Below are 26,731 nucleotides of genomic sequence, written 5' to 3' on the forward strand. Positions count from 1 at the left end.
GCGCCCTGCCACAATGCCGTGGTCACAGTTGCGGCCGCCTTGTTTACCAGTGTCCCCTGATCGTAGTAGGGGACTGCCTGCACGCCCTCCGGCAGGCTGGCGTTGATTTCCTGAAAGCGCTTCTGGACCCGCGCGATGACATCGGATGTGTTGGTGCCATAAAGTTTCAGAACCAGCCCTGCGACAACTTCGCCCTCACCGTTGGCGGTTGCAAGACCTTGCCGAACGCCACCGCCAACGGTGATGTGGCCCAGATCGCGCACGCGCACGGTGCGCCCGTCCTCCACGTTGACGACAATCTCTGCGAGATCAGAGATTGTCTTGGCAAGTCCAACGCCGCGCACCGTGTATTGTTCGGATCCGATTTCGAGGAATTGCGCCCCTTCGGTTTTGTTTCCGCGCTCTAATGCGCTGATCACATCGGCGATTTGAATATCATAGGCAAGCAGCGCATCGGGATCGAGCCTGACCTGATATTGCTTTTCATAGCCACCAAGGGACAAAACCTCGGTGACACCCGCCACGGTCTGCAACTGATACTTGACGATCCAGTCCTGAATTTCGCGCATCTCGACAAGGTTGCGTGCGCCGGTCTGATCTTCCAGACGGAAATACAGGATGAGGCCAAGCCCGGTTGAAATCGGACCCATTTGCGGGTCGCCAAACCCGTCGGGGATGTTGCCACGCGCTTCGGCGAGCCGCTCGCCCACGACCTGACGGGCGAAATAGACATCCGTCCCGTCCTCGAAATAGATGTTCACCACCGACAGCCCAAAATTCGAGACCGACCGCATATTTTTGAGTTTGGGCAGGCCCGACATCGCCGTTTCGATTGGATAGGTCACATAGCGCTCAACCTCTTCGGGGGCGAGCCCTTCGGTTTCGGTGAAAACCTGAACCAGCGCGGGTGTCACGTCCGGAAAGGCATCAACAGGCAAGGCGCGAAACGCAAAAAGCCCGCCAAGCGTCATCGCAAAAGCCGCAATGGCCGCCAAAAGCCAGCCGCCTGCGATGCGGTGCATAAAATCAGTCATAATCAGCTATCCTAATGTCCGTGGCCGTCGCCAAAGGCGTCTTTTTCAAGTTGGGCTTTGAGTGTGAAGGCCCCGTCAGAGACAAAGAGGTCGTCTTCCTCAAGGCCGCTGCGGATTTCCACATAGCCGCCAGCGGTTGTGCCAACCATGACGGCGCGCGGTGCGAACCCGCCGTCAACAGGGACAAAAACAGACGGACGGTTCTCTACCAGTTGCACGGCGGATTGTGGCACGCGCAAAACCTCCGCGGCATTGCCGACGCTGAGATCTGCAATCACAAACTGGCCGGGGGTCAGGCTTCTGTCAGCGTTGTCGAGGATGACACGCGCCGTCGCCGTGCGCGACACTTCATCAATAACCGGTAGAATAAAGGCCACCGTTGATTGTGCGATGACGTCGCCTGCGTCTGATTTCAAGGCGACGGGTGCGCCAACGCGAACGCGGCTGATGTCCTGTTTGTAAACTGCGATATCGGCCCAAACCACGCTGTCATCGACAATCGTGAACAGCACCTTGGCGCTGGAATCCCCGGCTGTTACCGTTTCCCCCAGCGTCGCCGCACGTCGCACAATTGTTCCCGCAAGTGGTGCAGTCAGATAGGCATTGGCATTGTTGCCATCCGGAGCAGTGGCTATTTTTTCGAGGGCGGCGTGATCAATTCCGACGGCATGCAGTTCGGTTTCCGCAGCTTCACTTTCGGTCTTTGCCGATTCATGCTCTGCGCGGGCCGTTTGGACATTTACCTCAGATGTGATCTTTTGCGCCCACAGCCCTTCCAGGCGCGTCAACGACTGTGCCGCAAGGGCTTCGTTCGTTTTTGAAATCATCCATTTCGCTTTCAACCCTGCAAGCTCGCGGCTTGTGATCAGTGCCAGCGTATCTCCATAGGCAACGGTGTCGCCTTCACCAACCAAAAGCCGGTCGATGACTCCGCTCACCTTGGGCGTGACATTTGCCATCCGGTCTGCGTCAAAGCGGATTTCTGCTGGCAGGCTGAGGGACTCGCCCAAGGCTCCCAACTCAGCTTGCTCTAGTAAGATTCCGGCCTCTTTCGCGACTTCGGGGGCCAGTTTGACAACATCGCCACCGCCTTCATCGCCGTGTGCGCCCTCAGCTTCACCAGCGTGGTCGTCATCGCCATGCGCATCCTTGGCTTCACCGGCGTGGTCGTCATCGCCATGCGCGTCTTTGGCTTCACCGGCGTGGTCGTCATCGCCGTGCGCGTCTTTGGCTTCATCGGCGTGGTCGTCATCACCGTGTGCATCTGCAGCTTCTCCGGCATGATCGTCATCTTGCGGCGCTGCTGCAGCTGCTGCAGTCATTGGCAATGGCGTTTCCGCATTTCCAGTCGCGCCAGTGATCGGGACCAAGGCAAATACGCCCACCGTCAGCGCAGCCATGGTCATCGTTGTCAGTTTCATAATCGTACTCCAGGAATTGAATAGGTCACTGAAAACACGTCCAGGCACCTGTTGGAACTTCGTCTGCCATGATCAAACCGATGAAATGGCCCTGACAGATTCGGCTCAAACGGTTTGGTCTGCTGTGATATCTATGAGTTTCTACAAAGCCCGCTGCGACGCGGGATATGTAAAATACCACTCTGCAATGGGGGCAGATCAGCCTCGCGGAGGACGGTAAAAACCTTGGAGCGTGGCAAGGACCACAGAGGCGTCAGCCCAGTGTCGCGACCGGTCTGCTGACGACTGATCGCATGCCAACTGCGCCTGCTTCAGTCCAATGATGTGGATATGGCAATCGCCAAAGCCATGGGATGCCTCACCATTTTCGCTAAATCTTTGATCCTGAGTAGCTAAATCAAGATCACCTGTATCGGTACCAAAAATAACTTTTTCAAAGACCGCTTCACCTGCCTCAAACACATGGGCATCGGCTTTTGCACTGCTGAAATTCAGAGCAGCCGCAAGCAGTATGGCTAACCCGATTTTAGCAACACGAATGGCGGACAAGTACTTCATAATGGGACCTTTACAGGACACGTAACCGATGGTCCATTCGCTTTTTGTCGCATGTTATTCACCATCAGAATCATAGGCTAACTTCCGTTCTGTTCTGCATCGCGCGCCTCATCATCAGCCGGATCAGCCTTCGGGGCCGCGTGCGCCGATGCCAAGGACCGGGACGGTGATTTAAAGCTCCGTTCCGTCAGAAAAGAGCAGGGTTAGCGGAAAGGTCTCCCCCTCGACGAGCGGAGATTGCAGTTGCATGAGCATGGCGTGATATCCGCCGGGTTCGAGGGCGATCATGCCCCCGAGCGGGATCATGATATCGTCCGCCGGAGCCATGCTGCTGACGCCGTCAGAATTGGTTCTGGTTTCGTGGATCGAGGCCATGTCGGAGATCTTCGCGCGAAGACCGATGAGAGAGATCGGATCGCTGCCCTCGTTCCGAACGGTCAGATAGGCCCCGCCCGGTCGCGACATTCCAAGGCTCGCGCGCGCCCAAGGGCTCTCGACCACAATCCATGCGTTGTCTGACAACTGCTGCGCTGACGATGCCATTGGCAAGCCCATCAGAAGAGTGACAGGCAGGCTCTGAATTGCGTTTGCGAAGGTTTTGAACACCTTGGTTCTCCTGTTCGTTCTAGTTGGTTGCTACAGCCTCGACTTCGGCTTGGACGAGCGACAAAAGCTGCTCCGCACCGAACTCTGGCAAAGGCTTACCGTTGACGAAGAACGTCGGTGTGCCCTGGATTCCGACAGCTTCTACATCGGCCCGGTCCTGATTGAGGACGCCGACGATGCTGGGTGACATGATCTGATTTGCGGCGGCGTCTGTGTCCAAGCCCGCCGCTCCGGCGATCTCCATGATGCGCTCAGCTGCCGGAGCGCCGTGAGAGGCCCAGGCAGGCTGATTTTCAAGCAGCGCTTCCAGCACGGGAACAAAAACGTCCTGCAACCGAGCCGCTTCCAGCACCTTGATTGCCAGCTCGGACCCATCGCCGTGGAACGGCGTGTAGCGCATGACGACGCGCACATCGTCGGGGTATTGCGCCAGTATCTGCTTCACGATGGGATGGAAGGCGCGGCAGGCCTCGCAGGCTGGGTCGAAGAACTCCACGATGGTCACCGGCGCATCCTCACGCCCGAGTATGGGAGAATAGGACCGAACAAGACGATCCTGTTGTTCCAGCGGAGCGGCTGTCGCCACCGGGGTCGGATCGGGGCGCGACACGAACCACGCACCAGCCGCAAAAACGACCAGCACCAGAGCGAGTATCGCAAGCAAAAGAGTCTTTCGGTTCATGTTGAAATCCGTCGAAGTTGAATGAGAAGGACAAGGATCGCCCCGAACGTCAGCAGGGAAAGCAGAGGGATCGGTATACCGACGATCAGCATCGCGTCATCGGTGCAGGATGGCCCGGATGCAGTGCAGGGCACGATCGGCGCAGGCACGATCCCGGCGTAAAGCAGGAAATGGTAGAGGGCGACAGCACCGCCCAGAACGGCAAGGGGCGCGGCATAGCGCCAGATCGAGAGGTCGGCGCGCCACGCCGCCACGCCCAGGATGACCGCGAGCGGGAACATGAAGGCTCGTTGGAACCAGCACAGATTGCAGGGAGTCCGCCCCAGAACCTCTCCGATGAAGAGCACGGCAAGCGACGCAGACAAGGCGACGAACCATGCCGCGAACAGGAAAGCCACCGGATTCTCGGCACTTGGCGTTGCGTCTGGCCCAGCTGTCACGTGCCGATTCTTTCGCGAAGATCGGCAACGATCAGTCCGGGTTCCTGATCGTATTCGTAGATGCGGACGAACTCGCCCTCCGGATCGAACAGGAGGAAGGACGACGTGTGCCCTATCGTATAGCCGTCGGGTGACGAGGCTTCCTCGGTCTTCTGGTAGTAGATCTTTAAGGTCTCGGCTGTTCGTTCGATCTGGTCCGGCGATCCGCTCAACCCAAGGATTCCGGGACCGAACTGGGGAACGTAGTCGGCCAGAGCGCCTGGCGTATCCCTTTCAGGGTCGACCGTGATGAACAGGGGCTGGACGGCGGCACCTTCGGTGCCGAGATGGTCCATGACCTGCGCGATGGTTGCGAGCCCCATTGGACACACGTCGGGGCAGTTCGCAAATCCGAAAAAGACGAGCATCCAGCGCCCCCGGAAATCCCCGTCGGTCTGCACCATACCGGTATGGTCCGTCAGTTCGAAATCCGCAGCGAAACTCTCGGCCTCGGGGTCGACACGCGCGGTGGTCGGTCCTTGACCGCGCTCGGTCATCCAGAGCGTGGCTGACACCGCCGCAGCGACAACCACTGCCGACCAGAGAACTATCCGGACCTTCTTCATTGCTTGCGCTACCCACCTGTTCAGTTCGTCTGTGCGCGGGATACAAGCTACAGCAGATAGAGGTTCAAGCGAAAAGTTGCTTTTTGTTGTCCGAAGTAACACCAAAGTGAAACCTTTGTCTTTTCAAAGGAGTTGGCTCTTCGGTAAGCTACAGTCTTTGTAGATTGAAGGAACGCACATGCTCGCAATTGGAACACTCTCGCGGAGAACCGGAACCAAGGTTCAGACGATCCGCTATTATGAAGAAATCGGTTTGATGAACGAGGCCGGGAGGACGGCGGGTGGCCAGCGCCGGTATTTCGAGAAAGATCTGGACCGGCTGGCCTTTATTCGGCACTCACGCCAGCTCGGCTTCTCGCTCGACTCCATCCGGGAGCTACTGGATCTGTCGGACAACCCGTCCCAATCCTGCGCGGAGGCGGATTCGATCGCGCGTCGGCAACTCCACCAAGTCGAACAGCGGATCAAGCGTCTGCAAGCGCTCAAGAAGGAACTGAAGCGCATGGTCGCCGAGTGCGACGGTGACAGCGTTGCGGAGTGCAAGGTTCTGGAGGTCCTGCGTGACCATTCGGAATGTCTGACCGAGCACGACGAGATTGGGGCTTGAGCGCCGCAATTGCCTATCCGCTGGCTGCTGTCGCGGAGATCAGCGGGTGTTCCGCTATCTGGGCGTGGTGGCGTCTTGGGGCATCACCGCTCTGGCTCGTACCTGGCGTATTCGCCCTCGCGCTTTTCGGCTGGTTGCTGGCGCAGGTCGAAACCAGCGCAGCGGGCCGCGCTTTCGCAGCCTATGGCGGCATCTACATCGGGGCCTCCATGCTCTGGATGTGGTTCGTCGAGGGCGAGCGACCTGACAGATGGGACTTCATAGGGACGTCTATCTGTTTGATCGGTGCCGCGATTATTCTTTCGGTGCCGAGAGAGACGTAGATAAATTCTCTTGGATCTACAGTCGCTAGAGGTTCTATATATCTTTTTGATAGCGGCATCCGAAGAGGGCGTTTCTGCCCCCTTTCTTAGAAATCGGAAGGTTTGCCAGTTCGATGGTCGAAAGCGAATTCAGCGGGAAGAATGAAAAAGAGCGCCAGACGCTCTGGATTGTTCTCGGTCTCAATCTCGCAATCGCTGCGGGGTTCTTCGCCACGGGAGCTATCGGCGATTCCAGCGCCCTGATCGCCAATGGTCTCGACAACACATCCGACAGCCTCGTCTATGGCATCAGCCTTCTGGCCTTGTCCCGGTCGTCGAAGTGGAAGCGGGGTGCCGCGAACGTATCCGGCGGATTGCTTCTGATCTTTGCGGTTGGCATTCTGATTGACGCTTGGCGGCGCTATGTCGGCGGTTCCGAACCGCTCGGAACTCTGATGATCGCAATGTCGCTGATCGCTGCGGTCGTCAACCTCGCCTGCATCTGGCTGCTCGGGCGACTGAAGGAACCGGACGTGAACATCCGGGCCGCCAACACCTTCAGCCTCAACGATTTCGCATCGAACGGCGGCATCCTGATCGCGGGCGGTCTCGTTTGGTGGTTGGGCAGCAACTGGCCCGACCTCGTTGTCGGGGTCGCGGTGGCTGGCATCGCGGCGTGGGGCGGCATAGGCATCCTGCGGGACGCGCATGACGAGCATCACAAGGCAGTTCACAATCACCAACCAGAATAGTCTCTCGCGTCGCGACAAGATAAAGGTTGAAGCTACAGTGACTGTAGAAACTATCATCTCTGTATAGTTGATTCTAGGAAACGCTCATGACCCCTGTTGACCCGCTGCTTTCGTCCACGCCACTCTTGGATTTCAGGCATCCTTCACTTGCCGCTCTGATCGCCGACCGGGGGTGGGGAACCTTGCCGTTGCATGATCGAATTGGTGCAATCTACGACTTCGTGCGAAACGAGATCGACTTTGGCTATAGCCACGCCGACGACATTCCTGCCTCCGAAGTACTCGAAGACAGGTATGGACAATGCAACACTAAGGGAACGCTGCTGATGGCGCTTCTACGCGCTGTTGGCGTAAGATGCCGCTTGCACGGCTTCACAATCCACAAAGCGTTGCAACGGGGCGTCGTGCCTGAACTGATCTATCCGATCGCACCCGCAGAAATCCTCCACTCATGGATCGAGGTCGAGACCGAGGCAGGATGGGTCGATCTTGAGGGCTTCATCCTCGACACATCCTTCCTGTTGGCCTTGCAGCGGTCGTTTCCCGGGACTCAGTCCCTATGCGGCTACGGTGCCGGGACCGACTGCTTGAGCGCACCGCCAGTCGGATGGACGGGGGAGAGTACATATATCCAGAAGACCGGCATCGCCCGCGATTTTGGAACATTCGATAATCCTGACATGTTTTATGAGCACCATCGTCAGGCGTTAGGCCCGCTGCGCGACTGGATCTATCGGCACCTCATTCGCCATTGGATGAATGCCCGCGTCAGGGCGATCCGCGCTGGTCGTTTGCCAAGCGTTCCAGGGCTCAGCCGGCCAAACCACGGCCATGAGGAGGCTTCTCGTGCCGCATGATCATGCCCATATGGAGCCTAAAGAAGGCGACCGGCGGGTTGCCATTGCCATCTGGGCAAACGGCCTCCTGACGGTCGCGCAGATTGTCGGAGGGATACTTTCCGGCAGCTTGGCGCTGATCGCGGATGCCATCCATAACTTCTCCGACATGGCGTCGCTCGTCATCGCATTCGGCGCGCGCAAGATCGCGCGCCGCCCTGCCGATGCGAAAATGACCTTCGGATATGGCAGGGTCGAGATCGTCGCCGCGCTTATCAATTATACCTCGCTGATCATCATCGGCCTTTATCTGGTCTATGAGGGCGCGATGCGGTTTGTTGATCCGCCCGAAGTCGCGGGTTGGACCGTGGTCATCCTGGGCAGTGTGGCGCTGTTCATCGATACCCTCACCGCGTGGCTGACCTATTCGATGCAGAAAGGCAGCGTGAACATCCGGGCGCTGTTCCTCCACAACCTCAGCGATGCGCTGGCGTCTGTGGCCGTGATCGTCGGTGGCGTTCTCATCCTTCTCTACGATGTCCGCTGGGTTGATCCGGCGATCACCATCGGGATTGCCGCCTATATCCTCTGGCTCGCCTTCAGCGAGATCGGTGGCCCGATCCGCACCCTGATGTTGGGAAGCCCGCCCGATATCGACACGGACAAGGTTATCGCGGCCGTGGAGGACGTGGACGGAGTCGAGGAAGTTCATCACGCACATTTCTGGCAGATGCAGGAGCATCGTGCGGCGCTCGATACCCACGTCGTAATCGCCGAGGACCGCTGGGATGACCTCGAAAACATCAAGACGGCAATCAAGACCCGCCTCGACGAGGAATTCGGGATCGACCACTCAACGCTGGAGTTTGAACGCTCAGCGACCAAACATCGGGACGCACACAGGTATGGTCATGGGTGACCTCAAAACCGTGGTTCTCGTGCTGGGTTGTGCGGCCAATCTGTTGCTGGTCGCGGGTATACTCTGGTCCATGTTCCAACCGGAGCGACGAGTCTGGCCGCCGATTCACTCTACAGGAGCCCACAAGATTGTCGTCTGGGGACTTACGTGCGTCGGCTTCGGATCTGCCATCGTTTTGGCTCTGCTAGAATGGGGTGAGCTCGACTTCCCATGGATCATACGTTGGGGTCTAGGGCTTTGTCTGATCGTTCTGGGCAATGCCGTTGTCTGGTCCGGTGTGATGCAACTTGGGATGGCGGCGACGAGTGGTGATGAAGGCGTTCTGCGGACCCGTGGCCTTTACCGGTTCTCCCGCAATCCTCAGTATGTGGCTGACATGGCGATCCTCATCGGGATCGGACTGCTCTCCGCCTCGATCCTCGCGTGGCCAGTGATTATCACCGGCGTTACTGCATTGGCACTCGCGCCCTTCGCTGAAGAGCGCTGGTTGATTGATCGCTACGGGGAAGCTTACCGAGGCTACCTCCGCACAACCCGCAGGTTTCTCTGACAGCATAAGGACAGCTGATCTCACGGCTTTGTGAGTGGCAGCCTGTTGAAGCTCTAGTGGGTGGAGGTCCGAGAATAGTCCAAACAGATAAAATTTGAGGTTTTCATGATGAAACGAGCGAACGACATGTCAGTCACGCGCAGGGCTGCGCTCCTGGGGGCCGCCGCAAGCGGCTTGGTTCTCGGAACCGGCAGGGGAGTGGCACAGACAAACGAGGGTCTGGCGACACCGGCGGTGCGAAGCAATATTTCCGGGTTTAGGGTTGCGTCCTGGCAAGATCATTTTGACAACCTGCGGAATGGCGCGATTCTCTGCGACATTGACTCCCGCGCGGTGCAGTTCTGGTCGGAAGACGAAAACGTCTACAAGCTTTACCCCTCCAGCGTCCCTCTTACGGAGGAGTTGACGCGGCGCGGTTACACCGAAATCGTTCGCAAGGTGGATGGCCCGAGCTGGCGACCTACGCCGTCGATGAAGGAGCGCAATCCCGAATGGCCGGATTTCGTTGGCCCTGGCCCCGACAATCCCCTTGGAACACACGCCCTTTATCTGTCATGGCAGTACTACCGCGTTCACGGCACAGGTGATACGCGCAAGATCGGTCGACAATCGTCGAACGGCTGCATCGGCCTCTACAACGAACATATCGAAGAGTTGTTTGGATTAGCCGAGGTTGGTACTCAGGTTAAGTTGTTCTAAGGGCGGAAATTTTAAATATGCGAATTCATCTTGGCTTACTTCTCCCAGCAGCGTTTTTGTTGGGAGCGTGTTCCGCTTCTATTCCTGGCGGGCCCGACACTGCACAAAACAGACCACTGCCGGAGGCAGTCGTCGCTATGGCCGCAACGGGTCAGGATCTTCAGTCCGCGCGCCTTTTGCCGGAAGATGGCTGCTACTGGTATCTGCACAACGGTCCCGTGGAAGTTACCCTGGTGCCGCTCCGAACCCCTCGCGGAAATCCGATTTGTACCGCGCCGGCGGCCTAGCGGGGTTCAATAATCCGAAGTGCTCCCCGGCTAGGATAAACTCCCGTCACTTTCCCTGACCGATGGTGCTTTGGTACACGGCCTCAGCTTCCCGCAGTGACACTGTCCTCGGCCGAGTAGAGGAAAGCCGTCGAACCAATATCGACGTTGGGATAAAGCTCGTTTATGTGCGCCATGACCATTCTGACGCAGCCGGAACTTGCACGACCGCCAATGCTTCTCGGCTGTGGCGTACCGTGAATGCGGAGATAAGTGTCCCGGTCGCCGAGAAAGAGATAGAGAGCTCGCGACCCAAGCGCATTCTTAGGTCCGGGCTCCATACCGTCGGCGATATCAGCGTAGAGTTCTGGGTCGCGGTCGATCATGTTCTGCGTCGGCTGCCAATGCGGCCATCTGACTTTACGCTTGATCGTGTATGTACCTGGTTCGTACAGATCACCACGAGCAATGGCGACGCCATAGCGCATGGCAGTCCCGCCCTCCTCGATGTGATAAAGGTAGCGCGCAACCGCATCGACATGAATGTCACCCGGTGTCAGCCCGTCTTTCGCGGCCACCCGGGTCGGGAGAAACCGCGGATGTAAGCCCCAGGGGTTCGAGGTTTCCGGGTCAAAGCCGGGCGGCGTCACCTGTGCGTCCCAGGCAACCTTCTGCGATTCGGTCGGCCAGGTATTTGCCAGCACCGGGCTGGCAACCGGGGCAGAAAAGAGGGCGGCGGTGGTCATCACGAAATGTCGTCTAGTCAGCATACTATACTCATCCAGCTTTGTCTGGCGAATGCCGTGACACGAGAAACGGCGTTTAATGTACCATAGAACCTCTACCAACTAGAGCTTCAAGGAGTTTCTTTTGACACAGATTGATTGCTCGGCTTCTACATCTTGTCGCGTGGTCGATGGCGATTATTCGAGCACTTAATGTAAAATACGACTGTAATTTACATAACCCTGATTATGCGCGTAATACACTTTGCGTTGCAATAGTATATTATTGAAGGTAAGGTGGCTCCCGACAAAGGGTCCCCTACCATGCGCTTTCAACTTAGACGACTGTCTCTATGCCTAACCGCTGTAACCGCTTTGGTAAACGGTGTGCTGCCGAGCACCACAAAAGCACAAACCTATCCAATCGACTGCGCAATCCTTCTCTGCCTGTCCGGCGGTTGGCCCGCTTCCGTGCCCTGCAGCCGTGCCCGTGCCGAGTTTATCCGTCGCATCACGCCTTGGCCTGTGGAGCCACCACTGCAGATTTGGCGCTGTCCCATGGGCGCATCTTATGAGACCGAACGGCATCCGAGCAATGTAAACCGAATCTTCGAAGCCTTTCTTCAAGGCGAGGACTATTCGCCCCGCCAATCGTTTCCAGGCGATGATGTTGCCGTCCAAGCAAGATCAAAAAATGCCGTTTGGCCCTCTTCAGAAACCGGAACGGATGCCATTCCGGCAGACTTCGTGCTTCGCCTCGTCGAGGATCGGGCGGACATCGATATCAGCGGTCCGGAGTTCAATTTTGTCCGATCCATTCGCGTCTTTGATGTACGGTATGCGCGACAGCACGAGTCCGGGCGCGATGGGGACTGTAACCGAAGCGCGACCGTGGTCCTCGGCACTTACGGGACCCAAGGCGATTTCACTTGGCAGAGGTCTTCCGTCACTGCCCTTCCTTCGGCTCACGTAGGCCTTGAACGCTGGGGCGAGCATTGCCCTGGCATTTATCACCGATCCGTCTTCGTCGATTGGCGTGACTATGAGGGTAACTACGGGTTCGAGCAGGTGAACTACTGACCTGCCGCCACGTAGATTTGTCTCGGAAGACGGCTTCTTTGACGTGTACGGCCGCACCGCGTACGCGTCGCGGTCCACATGCTGTTTGGCGTTTCGGCAAATACCGCAGGTTTGCACTCCTCAACCGCCGTCGCCACTTCGCATCCGCGTGAGTGCATCGAAGTCGATTTCGCGCTTCTCCGCGTCCTTCAAATCAGGCTGACATTGTCCAACCCGTTGCGGGCCGTTGACATCCCACATCACCGCCAACGCGCCCGTATTCCAACGATATACCCAACCGACGACACTACGCTCATCTGCCCCGATCAAATTCGCAATCGCGACGCCTTCGACCTTATCTTCGTTCACTTTTTACTGACTTCCTGCACTGTGGCGCTGCGAAATGCGGCGTGGGGTTGCAGAGCGTTCACTACGACCGTGCGCCGGACTTCGTTGATTCTGGCTAACTGGTCCTCGATGAGGAAATGATCATCAGACCGGGGAAATGGGTTCCTGTTTTCTCAACAATTCATTGGCTTCAAATCCGGTGGTCGGGCTCCGTGGCGGCTTCAACGATCGCCAGTAGCTCAAACGGATCAAAGCCAATGGCGCGCGCCAAGACGACCAGCTCGACAACGTCGACCCGGCGCAGACCGCTTTCAAGGCGGGCAATAAGGGATTGGTGGCATCTGAGCTTGGTCGCCAATTCAGCCTGGCCAAAGCCTGCCTTGATCCGGGCGTCGACCAACGCCTGGCAGAGTGCCACTTGTCCCGTGCTTCTGATTGTCTTTGCCACGCGTCACATACCTTTTGTGACGTCGCTAGCGGATGAAATCTGTTATCTAAAAAGTAGATATTAGAGGTTGTTATCAGCGTCTGGTTTCCATGGGCTACAAGTCTGATGCTCCTGAGGTTGCCCATCAATCCCCTACCAATTGCAGAAATCGGCCATAGTCCTCGCTGACTTCCCGCGCTTCCTTGAAAGCGCGGGCGCGTTCGCTATCGAGGCAACGGAAGTAGCTCTGGATATCCTGGATATAATCTTCGAAGTCGCCACGGATGACGTCCGCATAGTCCCGCGCCGCCTGCGAATCGCTTGGCAGGAATGGACGGGATGGCGCGAGGCAGGATTGCGCCAAAACCGGCCCGGGGACGCAGATCAGAAGAACCATAGCTTGCACTGGGAACAAGCATGTCAACCTTGGGTTTTTCAAACCTGTTATCTCCTTGATCCCGAACACTGGCCGTGACTAGTGTTTGCGAACCAAACTACAGCTAAAGCACGATATTACATCTTGCAGTTGAAAATATACTATCGTAACCCTGAGCTTCAAGTAGAAATGCTCAGGTGTTGCGTCTTTTGAGAAAGCGTGAGCCGGGCCATGAACTGGGACATCGAAGCACCAAATGTGGTTACGGAAGCCAGGTTCCGCGAACTCGTGGAAAGCGGCTATAGCGCAGAAATCCTGTGCCAGGAGTCGGCAAATAAGAAAGGCCCCAGCTATTACGGGGTCTGGATCATGCGCGTTGTCTCTGATGAGGGGGTGGAAAAGCTCCTCGTCACCGCCCGCACGCGGACGACCTACAACGATATCAAGATCCGCGAGTTCAAGACGGTCTCCGGCGTGGTGTCTTTCTTCATTGGCCTTGGCTTTGCGCATGTCGACCTGCCGCTTGAAGCGGGGACAAGCCGGAGCCACAAGCTCGCCCCATCAGACAAGGGCGCTGACAACTAACCTCGTCTGCCTCTGGCTGGTCGCCTCGCCAGCCTCCGCGCAAATGGTGCTGGTCATGGAGAGCGACGGCTCCCTGATCCCGTCCCGCTCCCAAAGCAGCTTTGCTCGAAACTACAATGACGGGATTGGTCAGGGTTCGGCCTCCGATGGGATCGCGATCTTCGGCGAGGTAGAGGCCGAGAAAGAGGGCGTCCAAGTCGCGGCCTTTGCCCGCCCGACTCCCCTGCCCCGCGCCGATGTCCTCTCCGGGATTCAGACCACGGCCTTGCGCTATGCCGGCCATCCCGGCCTGCGTCGCACGGGGCTTTCCGTGACGGATTGGCTGGCTCTCTATCGAGCCAATATCGAGGTTGAGAGTGCCTACCGGCAGGATGCGATTTCAAGTGCAGGTGCCATTGGCCTTGGTCAATTGATGCCAGCGACGGCGCGTGATCTGGGCGTCGACCCGCGTGACCCGCTGCAGAACCTCGACGGCTCTGCCCGCTACCTCGCAATGATGCTGGAGCGCTTCGGCGATCCGCATCTGGCGCTGGCGGCCTACAATGCGGGGCCGGATGCCGTGCGCCAACACGGTGGCATTCCCCCTTACCGAGAAACCCAGAACCACGTGGCCCGCGTCATGGCCGTCGTGGCCCGATTGGAAGGATCAAATTCATGATGTCCCAACCTTTTTGGAAATCATTCCTCAAAACACTTATCGGCAATGTCACGAGAGCGCGCAGCGCGGCAGTGCATTGGCGATACCGCTTTTTCGAAACAAGTTGGATTTCAAACCTCTTTGCCGCCTCGCTGGCGCTATTCCTGCTGATTGCCGAACCTGCCCTTGCGCAAAGCATCGATCTCTCCCCGATCCAGAGCCTGTTACAGGGCATCGTCGATGCGCTGACCGGCCCACTTGGCGTTGTCATCGCCACACTCGCGGTCCTCGGCGTTTTCTTGAGCTGGTTCTTCAACATCATCGATCTGCGCCAGGCGCTTTGGGTGCTTGTTGGCATCGCCGGTGTTGCAGCCGCCCCCACCATCGTTGCCGCGGTCTTTGCCGGTGGCTGAGCGCTCGCCTCTCTTCCTCGGCCTCGTGCGCCCACCAAAGCTTCTGAGCCTGCCCATCATGTACGCGATGGTCTGGCTCTTCGGATCGGTGCTCCTGTTCGTCTGGGTCCAGCACATCGCGGTGCTGGCTGTCGCGGCCCTGCTCTACCCGGTGCTTTGGAAGGCCGCAGATTGGGACCCGCGTTTCATCGACGTGATGATGACAGCGCTGCAGGAGACGCCACCCACGCGAAACCGCAGCATCCATGGCGGGGACAGCTATGCCCCGTGATGCTGCGCTCGACCCCCGCACAATGACGCCGGACTGGTATGCGCGCGAGACCCGCCTCGCGCATATGCTGCCCTATGTGAGCCTCGTTGACGACCAGACCGTGCGGACACGGGTGAACGAACTCTTCCGCTGCATCCGGCTCGAGGGGATCAACAGCTACACGACGGACGATGCCTATCTCGACAAGGCGACGGCGCTTTTTGCCCGCATCGTCGCGCAACTCGGGCCGGAATTCAGCTATTACGTCCACAAGGTTTCCAAGGCCATCAAACCTGATCTCGACCCCATCCGTGAGGACAGCTTCGCGGGCGAGGTGGACCGGCGCTGGCGCGCGAAACTCGAGACCAGCGGGCTCCGCGACAAAACACTGACGCTCACCGTCATTCACCGCCCGCCTCCGAAAAGTCTCCTGCCGTTCCTGAGCCGCAGCGCGCCGGACCGACTGAAGGAGGAGACCCGCAAACGCCTGCAGCGCCTCGGTGAGGCCGTGAACGTCTTCCTCTCGGGGCTTACCGAGCTCAAGCCGCGCCTGCTGTCAGCCGGATCGGGAGAGTTGGTGGGATTTTTGGGCGCGCTCAACACGGGCACCGAGCTGCCGCTCTACCCGGCAAACACCTACGGCTTTCTGTCCTTCAACGTCGCCAATACCCGCGTGACGTTTCATGGCGATCATTTCGAGCTCTCGGAAGGCGTCGTGGGGCATCGCTACGGCAAGAGTTTCACCATCGGGGAATACTCGGAAGGCACCTCCTGCACCATGTTCGACATGCTGAACCTGCCGGTCGACATGATCGTCACGCATTCCTTCACGCCGATCAATTCGAACCTCATGGCGGGCCGCATCAAACGGCAAAAACGCCAGATGCAGGCCAGCCAGGATGCGGCCCTCTCGCTCATGGAAGCCCTCGATATCGCCGCCGACGATCTCGAGGCCAAGCGCCAGAGCTTTGGCGAACACCATATGGTCGTGACGCTCTTTTGCGACACGCTGGATGAGCTGCAGACGCTCAGCGCCGAAATCGTGAACGCCGCCGCGACCGAAGGCGTGAAGATGATCGGCGAGCGGGTCGCGGCCAAGGCGCATTACCTCAGCCAGCACCCCGGTAACCAGCCCAAGCGCGTCCGTGCCAGCGCCGTGACCAACCGCAACTTCGCAGATTTCGCGGCCTTCCACCGAACGCAGCTTGGCAAACCCGCCGCGAAAACCCCATGGGGCCGGGTCGTCACTTATTTGCCCACGCCGGAGCAGAGCGCCTACCGGTTTTCCTATCACGAGCAAGGCTCGCCCGACAAAGAACCCACCAGCGGCCATACCCTGATCATGGGGCGGCCCGGGTCAGGTAAGTCTGTGCTTTCGGCCTTCCTGATGACCCAGGCCCGTCGCGCAGGCGCACGGATCTTCGTCTTCGACTACCGTCTCGGTATGGAGATGGCGGTCCGCGCCAATGGCGGGCGCTACGCGTCCCTGAACGCCGGCCAGCCCACGGGTCTCAATCCGCTCTGGACCGAGACCGATGCGCGGGGCACCGCCTGGCTCTCGGACTGGCTTGCCACGCTTCTTTACCGCGCCGACAAGCCGCTCACACCGGCACAGACCAATCGCATCCAGGAAGTCGTGCGCCAGAATGCGCAGGCCTCCAATCCGGCCCTGCGGAACTGGCGGGATTTCGCATCGCTTTTTGTGTCCACCGACGATGGCGGCGATCTGCACCAGCGCCTGCTCGAGTGGACCGAAGACGGCCGCTACGGCTGGATTTTCGGACAGACGCTGGAAGACACCTTCTCGCTCAAAGGCGATGTGGTGGGTTTCGATCTGACCGGCATTCTCGACAGCGAGGCCGACAAGGAGCGGATGGCGGTTCTCTCCTATCTTTTCCGCCGGGTCGAGCGCGAAATCGAGGACCGCCGCCCCACCATCATCGTGATCGACGAGGCTTGGAAGGCGATCGACAACGCGTATTTCGCCGAACGGCTGTCGAACTGGCTGGTGACCGCGCGCAAGCAGAACACCGTCGCGGTGATGATGACGCAATATGCAAGCCAGCTCGAACGCACCCGGACCGGCAAGACCATCGTCGAGGCCGTGCCGACTCAGATCCTGCTCCCCAATATCCGCGCCAATGCGTCCGATTACGCCATGCTGAACCTGACGGAGAAGGAACTCGACGTCCTTCTCAACACCGGCAGCAATAGTCGCTTGGCACTGATCCGCGACGATCAGGGCTCAATCGTCGTCGATGCCGATCTGAGCGCCCTTGGGCCCAATCTCACGATCCTTGGCGGCATGGAAAAGGGAGAAGCGCTTGTCGGCGCCGATTACCGCGACCGCCCAGATTTTTGGAGGCTTTCATGATCCGTATTCTTATCGCTTTGGCTGCGCTCGGCGCGCTGGCCTCCTGCACCCAGTATCGGGAGCCGCAGGCCAATTGCTTTTCCTTTCTCGCCTCGACGGCAGCGACAGCCCAGGATTGCCACTTCGCACCGCTCGGCGCGCCGGAGGGCGACGTTGAAGTCTAGCCTGCCTCATATCCTCGCGTTTTGCCTGCTGCCCGGTCTCGCCTTGTCTCAAGGCGTGCCGACCAATGACAGTGGGCTGACCGCGCGTGACATCGTCGAGACAGGCGATCGCGAGGCAGACTTGGCTGTTCAGGCCGACAAGCTTGCAGTGCGCGAACTCATCGCCGAGATCGAACGGGAGCAGCTGGAAACCCTCCGACGCATCCTCGATGCCCAGACCAGCTTCGGCGGTCAGGGCCTGCCCGCCATGGTCTCGGGGCTGGAAAGCGGCAGCGGCGATCCCGACCGCGCCGTGGAAGCCGTCTATGGCACTGGCGAGATCGATCCCAATCGCGGCGGTGCGCAGATGTTCGGGGATGCGTCTGAGAACATCGAGCAGCTCATCATCCGGGTCGCCCAGGAGACCAGCGGCTTTGCGGGTGTTAGCCGCGCAGGGCTCTCGCCCGTCCAGTGGCGCGCGTTGCTGCAAGCGCTGATCTGGCAGGAAAGCCGGTTTACGATTGGGGCACGGTCTCCTGTCGGCGCCTATGGTCTCACCCAGATCATGCCGGGCACCGCCAGCGATCTGGGCATTAACCCGGAATACTATGACAGCCCCTATCTGCAGGTGCATGGCGGCGCGCGCTATCTCGCGACCCAGCTCAACACATTCGATGGCAACATCATCAACGCCCTCGCGGCCTATAACGCCGGACCCGGCCGGGTTTTCGAGTATGGCGGCGTGCCACCCTTCCGCGAGACCCAGCACTACGTGTCGGTCATCCCTGAACGCTACAATCTCTATCTAAGCCGTATCGGCGGGATCGAAGCACTCGGCACGATCGACCCTGCGCTGCTGGCCAATGCCAACCTCTCGCTCACTGGGCACGGCGCGGCCTTCTATGGCAACAACTCACCCGCCGCGATCAGGCAAGCCGCCCTACGTATTGCGGATATCGTCGAACGGATTTCCGAGACCGAGGATGTGCAGGAGAGCGTTGCGCTCAACACTTATGCCCGCGCCGAACTCGTGCGTCTCGTGGCCGCCCGCATCCGGCTTCAGGCCGCCCGCACCCGCGTACTCTCCGCCAAAGAGCTGGCCCAGGCCAGCGCCCGCATGGCCGAAGGCGCGTTCATGGATTTTACGATCAGGGAGATTGAATGATGGGACATCTGCTCTTGAGGACAGCTTTGGCCACGACACTTGGCGTTGGCTTGCAGTTCAGCGCCCTACCCCCTGCCGCAGCACAAGGTGTACCGGTCGTCGACACCCAGAACATCGCGCAAAACATCCAGCAGCTCCGGCAGATGATCGAAGACGAGATTCTGCAAAACGAGCAGCTGACGCAGCTCCGTGAACAGCTTGCCACACTCACGGATCAACTTGGCGAATTGCAACGCACCTACGAGGCCCTCACCCGCCTTGCCGAGCTTCCGGAAATCATCCGCACCGAGATGGAAGAGGAGCTGAACGGCCTGCTCGACCAGGAGTTCGGCGACATCCTCGCCACGATTGAGGCGATCAAGACTGGGGATTTCTCCGGCCTGTCCGGTTCTGGCGCAGGCGAGATCGAAACCCAGATGGACCGGGTGCTGGCCGACCTCGGTTTTGACGAGGACACCCTCTCGGAAATGGCCACGAGCGGCAATCCCGGAGCCAACCGCGTGGCGACGCAGGCAACAACCGGCGCGCTCGTCTCAGCCGCCGCCCAGAACAGCTATGAAGATGCCGGCCAATCGCTCGAGCGGGTAGACCGCCTTGTCGGACTCATCGACGACATGGATGAGCTGAAGGAAAGCATCGATCTCAACACGCGCGTGACCGCGGAGCTCGCCATTGCGTTGGTCGCCATGTGGCAGCTCGAAGCTGTGCAAACCGTGGGCGATGGCACGGGCGGCGTGATCGATGCCGCGACCATCGCCGAAGAGCAGCGCTTCATGGATTTCACGCTGCCCGAGCTGCGGACCGAGTGAGTGCGGGGTGTGACGCGTGGCGAGTGAACAAGAGATCATCGAGGAAGAGCTGGTCTATGGTGCCCTGCGCCGTGAACGGCTTTGGCAGCGTCTTGGCCTGATAGGCCTTGTCTTCGGCATCATCGGCTGTCTGAGCGCGGCAGCTGTCTCGATCCTGGATGTCGACCCGCCCCCCGTCGTTGTCCCCTATGATCCCGCCACCGGCTTTGCACTCCCCGCGGCCTCGGTGGGCGCCTCCTCGGTGACCGCCAACCAGGCGATCATCGAGGCGGAGGTGTTCCGCTATGTGGCCGACCGGGAGGTCTATAACCAGCTCGACAACGATCTGCGCATCCGCAGCGTCCTGCGCCGCTCGGGCGGAGCTGCCGAGAGCGGGCTGCGCCAAATCTGGAACAGCGCCAACGAGAATTACCCGCCGACGGTCTATGGCCCCAATGCTCGGCTCGACGTGGAAATCCTCAGCATCAACCGGATCGGAACCAACCGCGCGACGGTCCGCCTGCGCAAGCGCCTGACGTCCATTAACGGCACCCAGACCGGCCTCTTCACTGCGACGCTTCTCTTCGAGTTCCGCCCGGAGACCCGCCGCTCCATCGATGAGGTCTGGACCAATCCATTCGGCTTCACCGTCCTCGAATATTCCATCCGCTCCGACAGATTGGAGAACTGACGTTGTTGTTTATAAGATCGCTTATTTTTGTCATTGCCCTGTTGCCCGGCCTCGCCTCTGCCGAAGCCATCCCGCGTGGCGGTCCCAACGACAGCCGGGTGCGCTTGGCCACCTACCAGGAGGGTCAGGTCTACCGTCTCAGCGTGTCGCTCACCCATGTGACCACCATCGAGTTCGGCGAGGGTGAAAGCATCCGCTCAATCATCGCGGGCGACACCGAGGGCTTCGAGATCGACGGCGTCCCGGGCGGTCAGGCCTTCGCGATCAAGCCTGTGGCCCGCGGGGTGCATACCAATGTGACAGTCTATACGAACCGCCGGAGCTACTACTTCAACGTCCAGGAGGTCCGCAGCCCAAAATTTTACGTGGTGCAGTTCCGCTATCCGGAGGGCGATGCGCGCCCGACCCGGGCCATCGCCGCCCAAGCGCCGAACTACAATTACGGCGCCAGCGCGCGGACCGAGTTCACGCCAACGCGCATCTGGGATGACGGGACGTTCACGTATTTCGCGTTTCCGCGGAACGCGCCTGTGCCCGCGATCTTCCGCTACGCGGGCGGCCGTGAAAGCACGGTCAACACGCAAACCCCTGAAGACGGCGTGATCCGCGTCAGCGGCGTGAACCGCCAGTGGGTCCTGCGACTTGGCGAAGAGGTGGTCTGCATTGAGGCGATCCCGCCCGCGGAGGCCGCCTCATGAGCGACACCGAGAACACCGAGCTGGAAAAACGCCTCGCCGCCCTTGAGACAGGCAGTGCCCGCGCCCCCACGGCGGCGCAGCGCCGGTCGCCCCTTCTCGCGCTGATCGTGGTCCTCGTCATCGGCGCAGGTGGTGCCCTGCTTTATCTCCTCTCACAGCCCGACGAAGAGGAAGCCTTGCCAACGGCCACCCCGGACGTCTTCCAAAACGAAGGGGATGGCTTTGGCGCTATCGAGACCTTGCCCCCGCCCGAGCCCGAGGTTGTGTTCGTCGGACCAGACCCCGTCGAGCCCAACGCGGAGCTTCTGGCGCAGATCACCGCCCTGCAGGCTCAGATTGAGGAGTTGCGCAATGCCCCTGAACCGGTCGTCGAGGACAACACCGCCGCCGCAGAGGCGATCGACGCGCTGACCGCTCAGATCGCAGCGCTGCAAGCCGCCTCGGAAGCCGCACAGCAACGGTTCCAGGACGAACTGACGGCGCGGGATCGAAGTCTTGAACAACTCCGCATGGATCTGGAACTGGCCCAACTCGAGGCCAGCCGACCCCAACCCGCCCCAGCGGGCCCCACGGAAGATGAGCTGCGCGCACGCGAGCAAGAGCGACTGCGCCGCGAGGAAGAAGCCCGGCGCATGGCCGAGCTGGAGCGCCGCGCCGCGGAGGAACGCGCCTTTCAGGAGCGGCGCATCACCTCGCCCACCATCGCGTTTGGCGGTGCCTCCGGAGCGAATGAAACGGCTCTGACCGAACGGACCTTTGGCGAGGTGACGGATTTCGTGCTGAACGGTGCGTTGCCCTCCACCGTGACGCAGGCCGAGGTGATCGCCAATCCCTCCAACACGATTCTACAGGGCACCATGATCCAGGCCGTCATGGAAACTGCCCTCGACAGCTCCCTGCCCGGCCAGACCCGTGCCGTGGTTTCCGAGGATGTTTACAGCGTCGATGGCGCGCGCCTTTTAATCCCCCGCGGATCCCGTCTCGTCGGGCGCTACCGCGCTGGCGTCGATATCGCGCAGCGCCGCGTCACGATCGCCTGGGACCGGATCATCCTGCCCGACAACCTGACCGTCCAGATCAGCTCCTTCGGAGGTGATGAACTGGGCCGTTCTGGCGTCACCGGTTTCGTGGACACACGCTTCGCCGAGCGTTTCGGGTCGGCCGCCCTGATCTCGCTGATTTCCGCCGCACCAAGTGCCGCCGCCTCCGAGGTCCAGGATGAGACTACCGCCGACGTTCTCGAAGACGTTGGCGATGATCTGGCAGATGCCACGGACAGCGTCATTGGTGATTACCTCTCCATCGGCCCCGTCATCTATGTCGACCAAGGCGCACGCGTCACGGTCATGGTCGATCGCGATCTGGAGATATTCTGAGCCCATGTCGCTGAGCTATCTCGAAACCTCGCTTGACCGGATCGACGCCGCCGCCCGCGACGATGTCATCGAGATCTGCATCAACCCAGACGGAACCTGCTGGGGCGAATTCCAGGGCGACCATTTCATGCGCGCGCTGGACCAGAGGCTCACGGCCGTTCATGTCCGGGACCTCGGCAACCAGATCGCATCCTCGGCCAATACCACGATGAGCAAGGACCGCCCCATCGTCTCGGTCTCGATCACCTATAAGGGGCGCCCGATCCGCGCACAGGTCATCACCCCGCCCGCCGTGCTCTCGGCCATGTCGATCAGCCTACGGTTCTTCTCAAGCCTGCCACTCGAGGGCATTGCGCTCGATTTCCTCTACGGAAAAGAGCGCAAGCTCGAAGATCTGCGGGTGGAAAAGAAGCGCGCCTTGCGCGCCGTGGTGGCCGCGGGTTTGATTGATGATGCGCTTGCCTTCTGCGTCGAGAACAAACTCAACATGATCGTCTCGGGCGGCACCTCCACCGGCAAGACCGTCGCCGCGCGCAAGATCCTCTCTCACGTACCGGCCGAGGAACGCATCGTGACCATCGAAGAAGCCGCCGAACTTCTGCCGACCCAGCCAAATGCTGTGACCCTCATCGCCAATCGCGACGCGGAATTCCAGACCGCCGATGTGCTGCTCACCGCGACGCTGCGCATGCGCCCCGACCGGATCATCCTGGGCGAGGTGCGTGGCAAGGAGGCCATGACCTTTCTGGAAGCTATCAACACCGGCCATGGCGGGTCCATGACCACGCTGCATGCCGAAACCCCGCAACTGGCCGTCCAGCGGCTCGCGATCGCCGCGCTCAAGACCGAGATCCCGATGACCTATGCCGACATGATCCAGTACATCGAGAACTCCATCGACGTGATCATCCAGGCCGGTCGGCATGACGGCAAACGCGGCATCACGGAATTCTACCTCCCCGGCGCAACTGAGATTGGAACTTCCCCATGAAGGCATTTGAATACGATATCCTGTCCTTTCCGGTGAAGAAGCAAAAGGACTACGACGAGATGCGACGTGTCTTGAACCAGCGCGGCGCGGAAGGATGGGAGGTCATCACCGCCGAAGCCGGCGATTACGGCTACACCACTTTCTTGAAGCGTGAGACTGGTACAATGAAGGCGGCATCGGAATGACACAGACTATTGCAGTCGCTGGCCTGCTCTTGATCTTTGGCACAACTGCTGGCGTAGCAGAGCGGAACCTGATCCCGACGCTCGACAACCACCCAAATGTTTGCCCAGACCAACCACCCGAGCCGGAATGGATGCAGAACATCAATGTGCGCGAATCCTATAAGCGCCTTTTGATCCAACAGATATATCGGGCTCAAAGCATGGAGCGCGTCGTAGACTCGCAAAACTGCGACTGTCCCACACGGTATCCAACTTGGGAGGACGCTGTACGCTTCTACACCAAGCGCTATGCTTCATCTAAATACTGGGACGTTGTCGAAGCGACGTCCGAATACCGACGGCAGGCAAATGAACTGCGGCGCGCCGCCATGCCAATCTGCGAAGCAGTTGGCAACTGGTAGCAATCCATGAGTGTCGTCACCTACTTCGTGGAAACGGCCGAAGGGTATCTAGATACCGCCGCCGAAACTCAGTTTGGTGCGGTCGCAGCAACGGTCGGCACGTTGCTGGTTCTGGGCACAACTCTGGTTGTCATTCTGGTTTTCATCAACATGATCTACCAGTATCGCGCCATGGACGGCCAAACTGCCTTTTGGCTGGCCGTGAAGGTCGGACTGATAGGGGTCTTCGCGGCCAACTGGGTCCAGTTCAATGCGCTTGCCTCAGCAATACTGAATGGAATCGACAGCATTGCCGGGGCCCTTGTGGCTTCTGTCGGCGGCGGATCACCTGGCCCGTCCGGTACCTTTGCAGAGGAATTTGACGAACTGATTGCAGCGCTCGGCGACTATCTGAATGCTGCGGGGTCCGAGCTGAACTGGATGGCCGGTGCCTTGTTGGACACACTCGGGGTTCTGCTGCTCTCGATTCTTGGCGGGTTGGCGGCGTTCATTGTTGTGGCGTCCCGGCTCATGATCGCTCTGCTAATTGGCATCGCGCCAGTGATGATCTTCTTGACCCTGTTCGAGGTGACCAAGGATTATTTCGCGCGCTGGTTATCCGCGCTCATTTCATTCGCGATGTATCCGATCGTAGTCGCCGGCGTGTTCGCGACGATCACGGGGGTCTCTCGGGCGCTTCTTGCCGAGCTTGGCGACCCAGAGGGGGCCTCGAACATAGGGGCCCTTATCCCATTTTTCATGATGGTGCTGATGGCAAAGGGTTTCATCATAGCAACGCCCTTCCTGGTTCGGTCGATTTCTGGGAACATCATGATGCCGGCACTCTCGGCCGGGTTCGGGGGAAGCTATGCCTTCGCCAGAGGGCTTGCAGGTAGCCAACAAGTTTACAATCGCTATGCCATTGGTGGCGCCACCGGGGCCGAATACGCAGCCCTTCGAGCGCGACAATTCTTCGGCGTGCAAGCCTTGCCGAGCCGGCCAAATACTGCTGGAGGGCCAACTGCAGCTCGTCCGGGTGACGCAACCGGAACAGGCGCCCGAATGCTGGCACAGCTTTCGAGACTCGGCAGACTGGGCAGACGATGAACAGCCTAATTACGACTTTTTGCACCGATCAGCGACGGCAGATACTGCCAATGACCCATTTCGTTAGGATTCTTGTCTTTGCTGCTCAATGGACTTGCTCTTGTCTGGCACAAAAACGCCCGTACAATGGATTTAATGTTCGTAGAAGTGCGAAGCTTTGGTCTCTTGCTACGAAAGTCGATGCAGAGGTCTCAATGGGCATGAAATTATTCCAGATATTTCGGACGAAGGAACGGCAGGACGACACACCTTCTGAATGGAGGATACTAATGAAAGCTCTTTCCAAACGCCTTATCAGCCCTTTTGGTCAACCTTCTTACGTTTTCTTCTTCTTGGCCTCTATGATGATCGGTGCGACGGGTGTTTGGGTGGCGGTGGCGGAGGCATGGCTTACGCTGGCAGCTCCGAGCCAAACTGGAATACCGCAAGTAACCTCGTCGAGCATTTGGCAAGATCCAAGCGTTGCCAAGTCAATTCTCACGTTCTTTGCAGGCCTAGGATCATTGTCATGTATGCAAATTATTGTCGTTGAGGATACACAAAAGAACCTCCGTTCTTTTGCGATTGTGCTCCTACTGGCCATAATTTTTCTAGCAATTATGGCTGCTCTCAAAGATCATGTATCACAAGGGGATGGCTTCATCTATCTGATTTCAGGCACAATTATTGCAGTTCTTACTTGGTGGATCGCGAACTGGGATGACGGCAAATACTCGCAAGTACCTGCAGTCGAGGCGCTTGGCGGCGAGTTAGACGATGCAGTCGCAGGTGACAACGGTGGATTCAAGCTATGAGCGCGGACCAAGTTTCATCTGAGTTTGCTCGGTTTCCAGCAATTCGCATTGAACAGCCATTGGGTGAGTTCTATGCTGTCGCGATTCCAGCAAAAACCCTACTTAAAGTCTGCTATACGGATCGCCTTCGAGCAGTGATGGACGGTGATAGCTATCGATTGGATGGGTCGCAGAGAGACATCGATCAAAAACGTATCAAAGAAATTGGTCGGTACATCGGCACTTCCGAGGTGGCGTTCCCGAACTCAATAATCCTCGCAGCAAATTACGTTATGGCGGATGGCCTGTCTTTGAGTGACACCACCAAAAAGTGGAGAGTTGAAGAGGACACCGAAGGGAGTGGATGCTGTCAGTTGGTCATCCCTACTTCGGAACCGATAGCGCCAATTATTGATGGGCAGCATCGCCTATTTGGGTTTACGGAAGCCGCTGAGCGACGCCTTGGAATGTCCATCCTGTGCTCGGTATTTCTGGACCTCCCACGGCCATATCAGGCATATCTTTTTGCTACCATCAACTCTACCCAGAAACCGGTAGACCGCAGTCAAACTTATGAACTCTTTGGATACAACATTGATGAAGAACCACCGGAGTTTTGGTCTCCTGAGAAGCTCGCGGTTTTTTTATCTAGGAAACTCAACACAGATCCATCCAGCCCGTTGTATCGTCGTATTTTGGTAGCGGCGGAAAATGACTTTGCTATAACGCGAGTGACCTGCCCCCCGAAACTTCCCTCAGTTTAATGTAGAGTTTGCTCAACCTTTGAAGGAGCAAACAAATGCGACAGAGCCGTTTTACCGAAGCCCAAATAATCGGGATGATCAAAGAACAGGAAGCTGGGATGCCGACGGCAGAGGTGTGCCGCAGGCATGGCCTGAGCCCGGCGTCGTTCTACAAGTTCAAAGCCAAGTATGGTGGCATGAACATTTCTGACACTCACCG

At 58.8% G+C, this 26,731-nt stretch carries 37 protein-coding genes; 26 read left to right on the top strand and 11 right to left on the bottom strand.

Features of this window, described 5'->3' with window-relative positions; translation table 11 throughout:
• From SM763_RS22095 to SM763_RS22125, 7 genes are all read right to left on the bottom strand, one after another.
• The coding region (locus SM763_RS22095) for an efflux RND transporter permease subunit (protein WP_368999775.1) at positions 1-1,034 on the bottom strand (1,034 nt) is incomplete at its 3' end.
• 11 nt (positions 1,035-1,045) lie between these two features.
• Positions 1,046-2,455 (bottom strand): efflux RND transporter periplasmic adaptor subunit, encoded by a 1,410-nt coding sequence (locus SM763_RS22100; RefSeq protein WP_347510636.1) that lies wholly within the window; start codon positions 2,453-2,455, stop codon positions 1,046-1,048.
• Positions 2,456-2,653: 198 nt separating this feature from the next.
• Positions 2,654-3,013 (bottom strand): hypothetical protein, encoded by a 360-nt coding sequence (locus tag SM763_RS22105; protein WP_340290416.1) that lies wholly within the window; start codon positions 3,011-3,013, stop codon positions 2,654-2,656.
• A gap of 171 nt (positions 3,014-3,184) precedes the next feature.
• Entirely contained in the window at positions 3,185-3,568 is a 384-nt protein-coding gene (locus SM763_RS22110) for a copper chaperone PCu(A)C (protein ID WP_237273997.1), read from the bottom strand.
• 70 nt (positions 3,569-3,638) lie between these two features.
• A complete protein-coding gene (locus tag SM763_RS22115) occupies positions 3,639-4,301 on the bottom strand; it encodes a DsbA family protein (RefSeq protein ID WP_347510635.1) in 663 nt (220 codons plus the stop codon).
• On the bottom strand, positions 4,298-4,741 hold the full coding sequence (locus tag SM763_RS22120; RefSeq protein WP_347510634.1) for a disulfide bond formation protein B: 444 nt from the start codon (positions 4,739-4,741) through the stop codon (positions 4,298-4,300). Before SM763_RS22120 ends, SM763_RS22115 begins: the two co-directional genes overlap by 4 nt.
• Complete coding sequence (locus SM763_RS22125; protein WP_490363302.1) at positions 4,738-5,346, bottom strand: SCO family protein; 609 nt, start codon at positions 5,344-5,346, stop codon at positions 4,738-4,740. The genes SM763_RS22120 and SM763_RS22125 overlap by 4 nt, the downstream gene beginning before the upstream one ends.
• Before the next feature lie 178 nt (positions 5,347-5,524).
• Here SM763_RS22125 and SM763_RS22130 point away from each other — a divergent pair, with 178 nt between their 5' ends.
• From SM763_RS22130 to SM763_RS22160, 7 genes are all read left to right on the top strand, one after another.
• Positions 5,525-5,953 (top strand): MerR family transcriptional regulator, encoded by a 429-nt coding sequence (locus tag SM763_RS22130; RefSeq protein WP_347510633.1) that lies wholly within the window; start codon positions 5,525-5,527, stop codon positions 5,951-5,953.
• On the top strand, positions 5,920-6,276 hold the full coding sequence (locus tag SM763_RS22135; protein ID WP_347510632.1) for a YnfA family protein: 357 nt from the start codon (positions 5,920-5,922) through the stop codon (positions 6,274-6,276). Before SM763_RS22130 ends, SM763_RS22135 begins: the two co-directional genes overlap by 34 nt.
• A gap of 113 nt (positions 6,277-6,389) precedes the next feature.
• Positions 6,390-7,007: a cation efflux transmembrane domain-containing protein gene (locus SM763_RS22140; RefSeq protein WP_024099354.1), complete on the top strand. Its 618-nt coding sequence runs from the start codon at positions 6,390-6,392 to the stop codon at positions 7,005-7,007.
• An 86-nt stretch (positions 7,008-7,093) separates the two neighbouring features.
• Positions 7,094-7,864, top strand: a complete 771-nt coding sequence (locus SM763_RS22145; RefSeq protein WP_368999776.1) for a transglutaminase-like domain-containing protein — start codon at positions 7,094-7,096, stop codon at positions 7,862-7,864.
• The gene (locus tag SM763_RS22150) at positions 7,854-8,762 is read left to right on the top strand and encodes a cation diffusion facilitator family transporter (RefSeq protein WP_093734380.1); all 909 of its coding nucleotides are present in this window, start codon (positions 7,854-7,856) and stop codon (positions 8,760-8,762) included. The genes SM763_RS22145 and SM763_RS22150 overlap by 11 nt, the downstream gene beginning before the upstream one ends.
• Complete coding sequence (locus SM763_RS22155) at positions 8,755-9,312, top strand: methyltransferase family protein (RefSeq protein ID WP_040652314.1); 558 nt, start codon at positions 8,755-8,757, stop codon at positions 9,310-9,312. The genes SM763_RS22150 and SM763_RS22155 overlap by 8 nt, the downstream gene beginning before the upstream one ends.
• 108 nt (positions 9,313-9,420) lie before the next feature.
• Complete coding sequence (locus SM763_RS22160; protein ID WP_067293148.1) at positions 9,421-10,011, top strand: L,D-transpeptidase; 591 nt, start codon at positions 9,421-9,423, stop codon at positions 10,009-10,011.
• Positions 10,012-10,381: 370 nt separating this feature from the next.
• Here the strand turns inward: SM763_RS22160 and SM763_RS22170 are convergent, their stop codons facing one another.
• Complete coding sequence (locus SM763_RS22170) at positions 10,382-11,047, bottom strand: L,D-transpeptidase (RefSeq protein ID WP_368999777.1); 666 nt, start codon at positions 11,045-11,047, stop codon at positions 10,382-10,384.
• A 279-nt stretch (positions 11,048-11,326) separates the two neighbouring features.
• On the opposite strand from SM763_RS22170, the gene SM763_RS22175 reads away from it, so the two are divergent.
• On the top strand, positions 11,327-12,082 hold the full coding sequence (locus SM763_RS22175) for a hypothetical protein (protein ID WP_490363303.1): 756 nt from the start codon (positions 11,327-11,329) through the stop codon (positions 12,080-12,082).
• Between the two features lie 120 nt (positions 12,083-12,202).
• Here the strand turns inward: SM763_RS22175 and SM763_RS22180 are convergent, their stop codons facing one another.
• The 3 genes from SM763_RS22180 to SM763_RS22190 form a co-directional block, all read right to left on the bottom strand.
• Positions 12,203-12,430: a hypothetical protein gene (locus SM763_RS22180; protein WP_024099346.1), complete on the bottom strand. Its 228-nt coding sequence runs from the start codon at positions 12,428-12,430 to the stop codon at positions 12,203-12,205.
• 169 nt (positions 12,431-12,599) lie between these two features.
• Entirely contained in the window at positions 12,600-12,857 is a 258-nt protein-coding gene (locus SM763_RS22185) for a helix-turn-helix domain-containing protein (protein WP_368999778.1), read from the bottom strand.
• A gap of 124 nt (positions 12,858-12,981) precedes the next feature.
• Positions 12,982-13,233 carry a hypothetical protein gene (locus SM763_RS22190; RefSeq protein ID WP_368999779.1) on the bottom strand — a complete coding sequence of 84 codons (252 nt, stop codon included), beginning with the start codon at positions 13,231-13,233 and terminating at the stop codon, positions 12,982-12,984.
• A gap of 210 nt (positions 13,234-13,443) precedes the next feature.
• Between SM763_RS22190 and SM763_RS22195 the strand changes: the two genes are divergently transcribed.
• The 18 genes from SM763_RS22195 to SM763_RS22280 all read left to right on the top strand — a co-directional run.
• Positions 13,444-13,797: a hypothetical protein gene (locus tag SM763_RS22195; protein ID WP_368999780.1), complete on the top strand. Its 354-nt coding sequence runs from the start codon at positions 13,444-13,446 to the stop codon at positions 13,795-13,797.
• 43 nt (positions 13,798-13,840) lie between these two features.
• The gene (locus tag SM763_RS22200; protein WP_368999781.1) at positions 13,841-14,455 is read left to right on the top strand and encodes a lytic transglycosylase domain-containing protein; all 615 of its coding nucleotides are present in this window, start codon (positions 13,841-13,843) and stop codon (positions 14,453-14,455) included.
• Positions 14,456-14,562: 107 nt separating this feature from the next.
• Entirely contained in the window at positions 14,563-14,847 is a 285-nt protein-coding gene (locus SM763_RS22205; protein WP_368999793.1) for a TrbC/VirB2 family type IV secretion system protein, read from the top strand.
• Positions 14,840-15,118: a VirB3 family type IV secretion system protein gene (locus tag SM763_RS22210; protein ID WP_368999782.1), complete on the top strand. Its 279-nt coding sequence runs from the start codon at positions 14,840-14,842 to the stop codon at positions 15,116-15,118. Before SM763_RS22205 ends, SM763_RS22210 begins: the two co-directional genes overlap by 8 nt.
• Positions 15,108-17,471: a VirB4 family type IV secretion/conjugal transfer ATPase gene (locus SM763_RS22215; RefSeq protein WP_368999783.1), complete on the top strand. Its 2,364-nt coding sequence runs from the start codon at positions 15,108-15,110 to the stop codon at positions 17,469-17,471. The genes SM763_RS22210 and SM763_RS22215 overlap by 11 nt, the downstream gene beginning before the upstream one ends.
• A complete protein-coding gene (locus tag SM763_RS22220) occupies positions 17,468-17,635 on the top strand; it encodes a hypothetical protein (RefSeq protein WP_009815545.1) in 168 nt (55 codons plus the stop codon). The genes SM763_RS22215 and SM763_RS22220 overlap by 4 nt, the downstream gene beginning before the upstream one ends.
• Entirely contained in the window at positions 17,625-18,779 is a 1,155-nt protein-coding gene (locus SM763_RS22225; RefSeq protein WP_368999784.1) for a lytic transglycosylase domain-containing protein, read from the top strand. Before SM763_RS22220 ends, SM763_RS22225 begins: the two co-directional genes overlap by 11 nt.
• Complete coding sequence (locus tag SM763_RS22230) at positions 18,779-19,588, top strand: type IV secretion system protein (RefSeq protein WP_368999794.1); 810 nt, start codon at positions 18,779-18,781, stop codon at positions 19,586-19,588. Before SM763_RS22225 ends, SM763_RS22230 begins: the two co-directional genes overlap by 1 nt.
• Before the next feature lie 16 nt (positions 19,589-19,604).
• The gene (locus tag SM763_RS22235; RefSeq protein WP_368999785.1) at positions 19,605-20,258 is read left to right on the top strand and encodes a VirB8 family type IV secretion system protein; all 654 of its coding nucleotides are present in this window, start codon (positions 19,605-19,607) and stop codon (positions 20,256-20,258) included.
• Between the two features lie 2 nt (positions 20,259-20,260).
• Positions 20,261-20,956: a TrbG/VirB9 family P-type conjugative transfer protein gene (locus tag SM763_RS22240; RefSeq protein ID WP_368999786.1), complete on the top strand. Its 696-nt coding sequence runs from the start codon at positions 20,261-20,263 to the stop codon at positions 20,954-20,956.
• The gene (locus SM763_RS22245; protein ID WP_368999787.1) at positions 20,953-22,332 is read left to right on the top strand and encodes a TraB/TrbI/VirB10 family type IV secretion system protein; all 1,380 of its coding nucleotides are present in this window, start codon (positions 20,953-20,955) and stop codon (positions 22,330-22,332) included. The genes SM763_RS22240 and SM763_RS22245 overlap by 4 nt, the downstream gene beginning before the upstream one ends.
• A 4-nt stretch (positions 22,333-22,336) precedes the next feature.
• Positions 22,337-23,323, top strand: a complete 987-nt coding sequence (locus SM763_RS22250; protein WP_368999788.1) for an ATPase, T2SS/T4P/T4SS family — start codon at positions 22,337-22,339, stop codon at positions 23,321-23,323.
• Positions 23,320-23,508 (top strand): hypothetical protein, encoded by a 189-nt coding sequence (locus SM763_RS22255; RefSeq protein WP_368999789.1) that lies wholly within the window; start codon positions 23,320-23,322, stop codon positions 23,506-23,508. The genes SM763_RS22250 and SM763_RS22255 overlap by 4 nt, the downstream gene beginning before the upstream one ends.
• Complete coding sequence (locus SM763_RS22260) at positions 23,505-23,909, top strand: hypothetical protein (protein WP_074743445.1); 405 nt, start codon at positions 23,505-23,507, stop codon at positions 23,907-23,909. The genes SM763_RS22255 and SM763_RS22260 overlap by 4 nt, the downstream gene beginning before the upstream one ends.
• Positions 23,910-23,915: 6 nt before the next feature.
• On the top strand, positions 23,916-24,995 hold the full coding sequence (locus SM763_RS22265; RefSeq protein WP_368999790.1) for a TrbL/VirB6 family protein: 1,080 nt from the start codon (positions 23,916-23,918) through the stop codon (positions 24,993-24,995).
• Between the two features lie 50 nt (positions 24,996-25,045).
• Complete coding sequence (locus SM763_RS22270) at positions 25,046-25,789, top strand: hypothetical protein (protein WP_368999791.1); 744 nt, start codon at positions 25,046-25,048, stop codon at positions 25,787-25,789.
• A complete protein-coding gene (locus tag SM763_RS22275) occupies positions 25,786-26,532 on the top strand; it encodes a DGQHR domain-containing protein (protein WP_368999792.1) in 747 nt (248 codons plus the stop codon). Before SM763_RS22270 ends, SM763_RS22275 begins: the two co-directional genes overlap by 4 nt.
• 35 nt (positions 26,533-26,567) lie before the next feature.
• Positions 26,568-26,731, top strand: a 164-nt coding sequence (locus tag SM763_RS22280; protein ID WP_368999795.1) for a transposase, incomplete at its 3' end; no start/stop codon positions are given.

It is taken from the genome of Pseudophaeobacter sp. C1-32P7, from assembly GCF_041008775.1.
GTDB classification, from domain to species: Bacteria; Pseudomonadota; Alphaproteobacteria; order Rhodobacterales; family Rhodobacteraceae; genus Phycobacter; species Phycobacter gallaeciensis_A.

Excerpts from the sequence above, each read along its gene's own strand:
- SM763_RS22100 (WP_347510636.1), bottom strand. The coding sequence starts at position 2,455 with ATGAAACTGACAACGATGACCATGGCTGCGCTGACGGTGGGCGTATTT.
- SM763_RS22105 (WP_340290416.1), bottom strand. The coding sequence starts at position 3,013 with ATGAAGTACTTGTCCGCCATTCGTGTTGCTAAAATCGGGTTAGCCATA.
- SM763_RS22110 (WP_237273997.1), bottom strand. The coding sequence starts at position 3,568 with ATGGGCTTGCCAATGGCATCGTCAGCGCAGCAGTTGTCAGACAACGCA.
- SM763_RS22115 (WP_347510635.1), bottom strand. The coding sequence starts at position 4,301 with ATGAACCGAAAGACTCTTTTGCTTGCGATACTCGCTCTGGTGCTGGTC.
- SM763_RS22125 (WP_490363302.1), bottom strand. The coding sequence starts at position 5,346 with ATGAAGAAGGTCCGGATAGTTCTCTGGTCGGCAGTGGTTGTCGCTGCG.
- SM763_RS22130 (WP_347510633.1), top strand. The coding sequence starts at position 5,525 with ATGCTCGCAATTGGAACACTCTCGCGGAGAACCGGAACCAAGGTTCAG.
- SM763_RS22135 (WP_347510632.1), top strand. The coding sequence starts at position 5,920 with ATGTCTGACCGAGCACGACGAGATTGGGGCTTGAGCGCCGCAATTGCC.
- SM763_RS22140 (WP_024099354.1), top strand. The coding sequence starts at position 6,390 with ATGGTCGAAAGCGAATTCAGCGGGAAGAATGAAAAAGAGCGCCAGACG.
- SM763_RS22145 (WP_368999776.1), top strand. The coding sequence starts at position 7,094 with ATGACCCCTGTTGACCCGCTGCTTTCGTCCACGCCACTCTTGGATTTC.
- SM763_RS22155 (WP_040652314.1), top strand. The coding sequence starts at position 8,755 with ATGGGTGACCTCAAAACCGTGGTTCTCGTGCTGGGTTGTGCGGCCAAT.
- SM763_RS22160 (WP_067293148.1), top strand. The coding sequence starts at position 9,421 with ATGAAACGAGCGAACGACATGTCAGTCACGCGCAGGGCTGCGCTCCTG.
- SM763_RS22170 (WP_368999777.1), bottom strand. The coding sequence starts at position 11,047 with ATGCTGACTAGACGACATTTCGTGATGACCACCGCCGCCCTCTTTTCT.
- SM763_RS22175 (WP_490363303.1), top strand. The coding sequence starts at position 11,327 with ATGCGCTTTCAACTTAGACGACTGTCTCTATGCCTAACCGCTGTAACC.
- SM763_RS22190 (WP_368999779.1), bottom strand. The coding sequence starts at position 13,233 with ATGGTTCTTCTGATCTGCGTCCCCGGGCCGGTTTTGGCGCAATCCTGC.
- SM763_RS22195 (WP_368999780.1), top strand. The coding sequence starts at position 13,444 with ATGAACTGGGACATCGAAGCACCAAATGTGGTTACGGAAGCCAGGTTC.
- SM763_RS22200 (WP_368999781.1), top strand. The coding sequence starts at position 13,841 with ATGGTGCTGGTCATGGAGAGCGACGGCTCCCTGATCCCGTCCCGCTCC.
- SM763_RS22215 (WP_368999783.1), top strand. The coding sequence starts at position 15,108 with ATGCCCCGTGATGCTGCGCTCGACCCCCGCACAATGACGCCGGACTGG.
- SM763_RS22220 (WP_009815545.1), top strand. The coding sequence starts at position 17,468 with ATGATCCGTATTCTTATCGCTTTGGCTGCGCTCGGCGCGCTGGCCTCC.
- SM763_RS22230 (WP_368999794.1), top strand. The coding sequence starts at position 18,779 with ATGGGACATCTGCTCTTGAGGACAGCTTTGGCCACGACACTTGGCGTT.
- SM763_RS22245 (WP_368999787.1), top strand. The coding sequence starts at position 20,953 with ATGAGCGACACCGAGAACACCGAGCTGGAAAAACGCCTCGCCGCCCTT.
- SM763_RS22250 (WP_368999788.1), top strand. The coding sequence starts at position 22,337 with ATGTCGCTGAGCTATCTCGAAACCTCGCTTGACCGGATCGACGCCGCC.
- SM763_RS22255 (WP_368999789.1), top strand. The coding sequence starts at position 23,320 with ATGAAGGCATTTGAATACGATATCCTGTCCTTTCCGGTGAAGAAGCAA.
- SM763_RS22260 (WP_074743445.1), top strand. The coding sequence starts at position 23,505 with ATGACACAGACTATTGCAGTCGCTGGCCTGCTCTTGATCTTTGGCACA.
- SM763_RS22265 (WP_368999790.1), top strand. The coding sequence starts at position 23,916 with ATGAGTGTCGTCACCTACTTCGTGGAAACGGCCGAAGGGTATCTAGAT.
- SM763_RS22270 (WP_368999791.1), top strand. The coding sequence starts at position 25,046 with ATGACCCATTTCGTTAGGATTCTTGTCTTTGCTGCTCAATGGACTTGC.
- SM763_RS22275 (WP_368999792.1), top strand. The coding sequence starts at position 25,786 with ATGAGCGCGGACCAAGTTTCATCTGAGTTTGCTCGGTTTCCAGCAATT.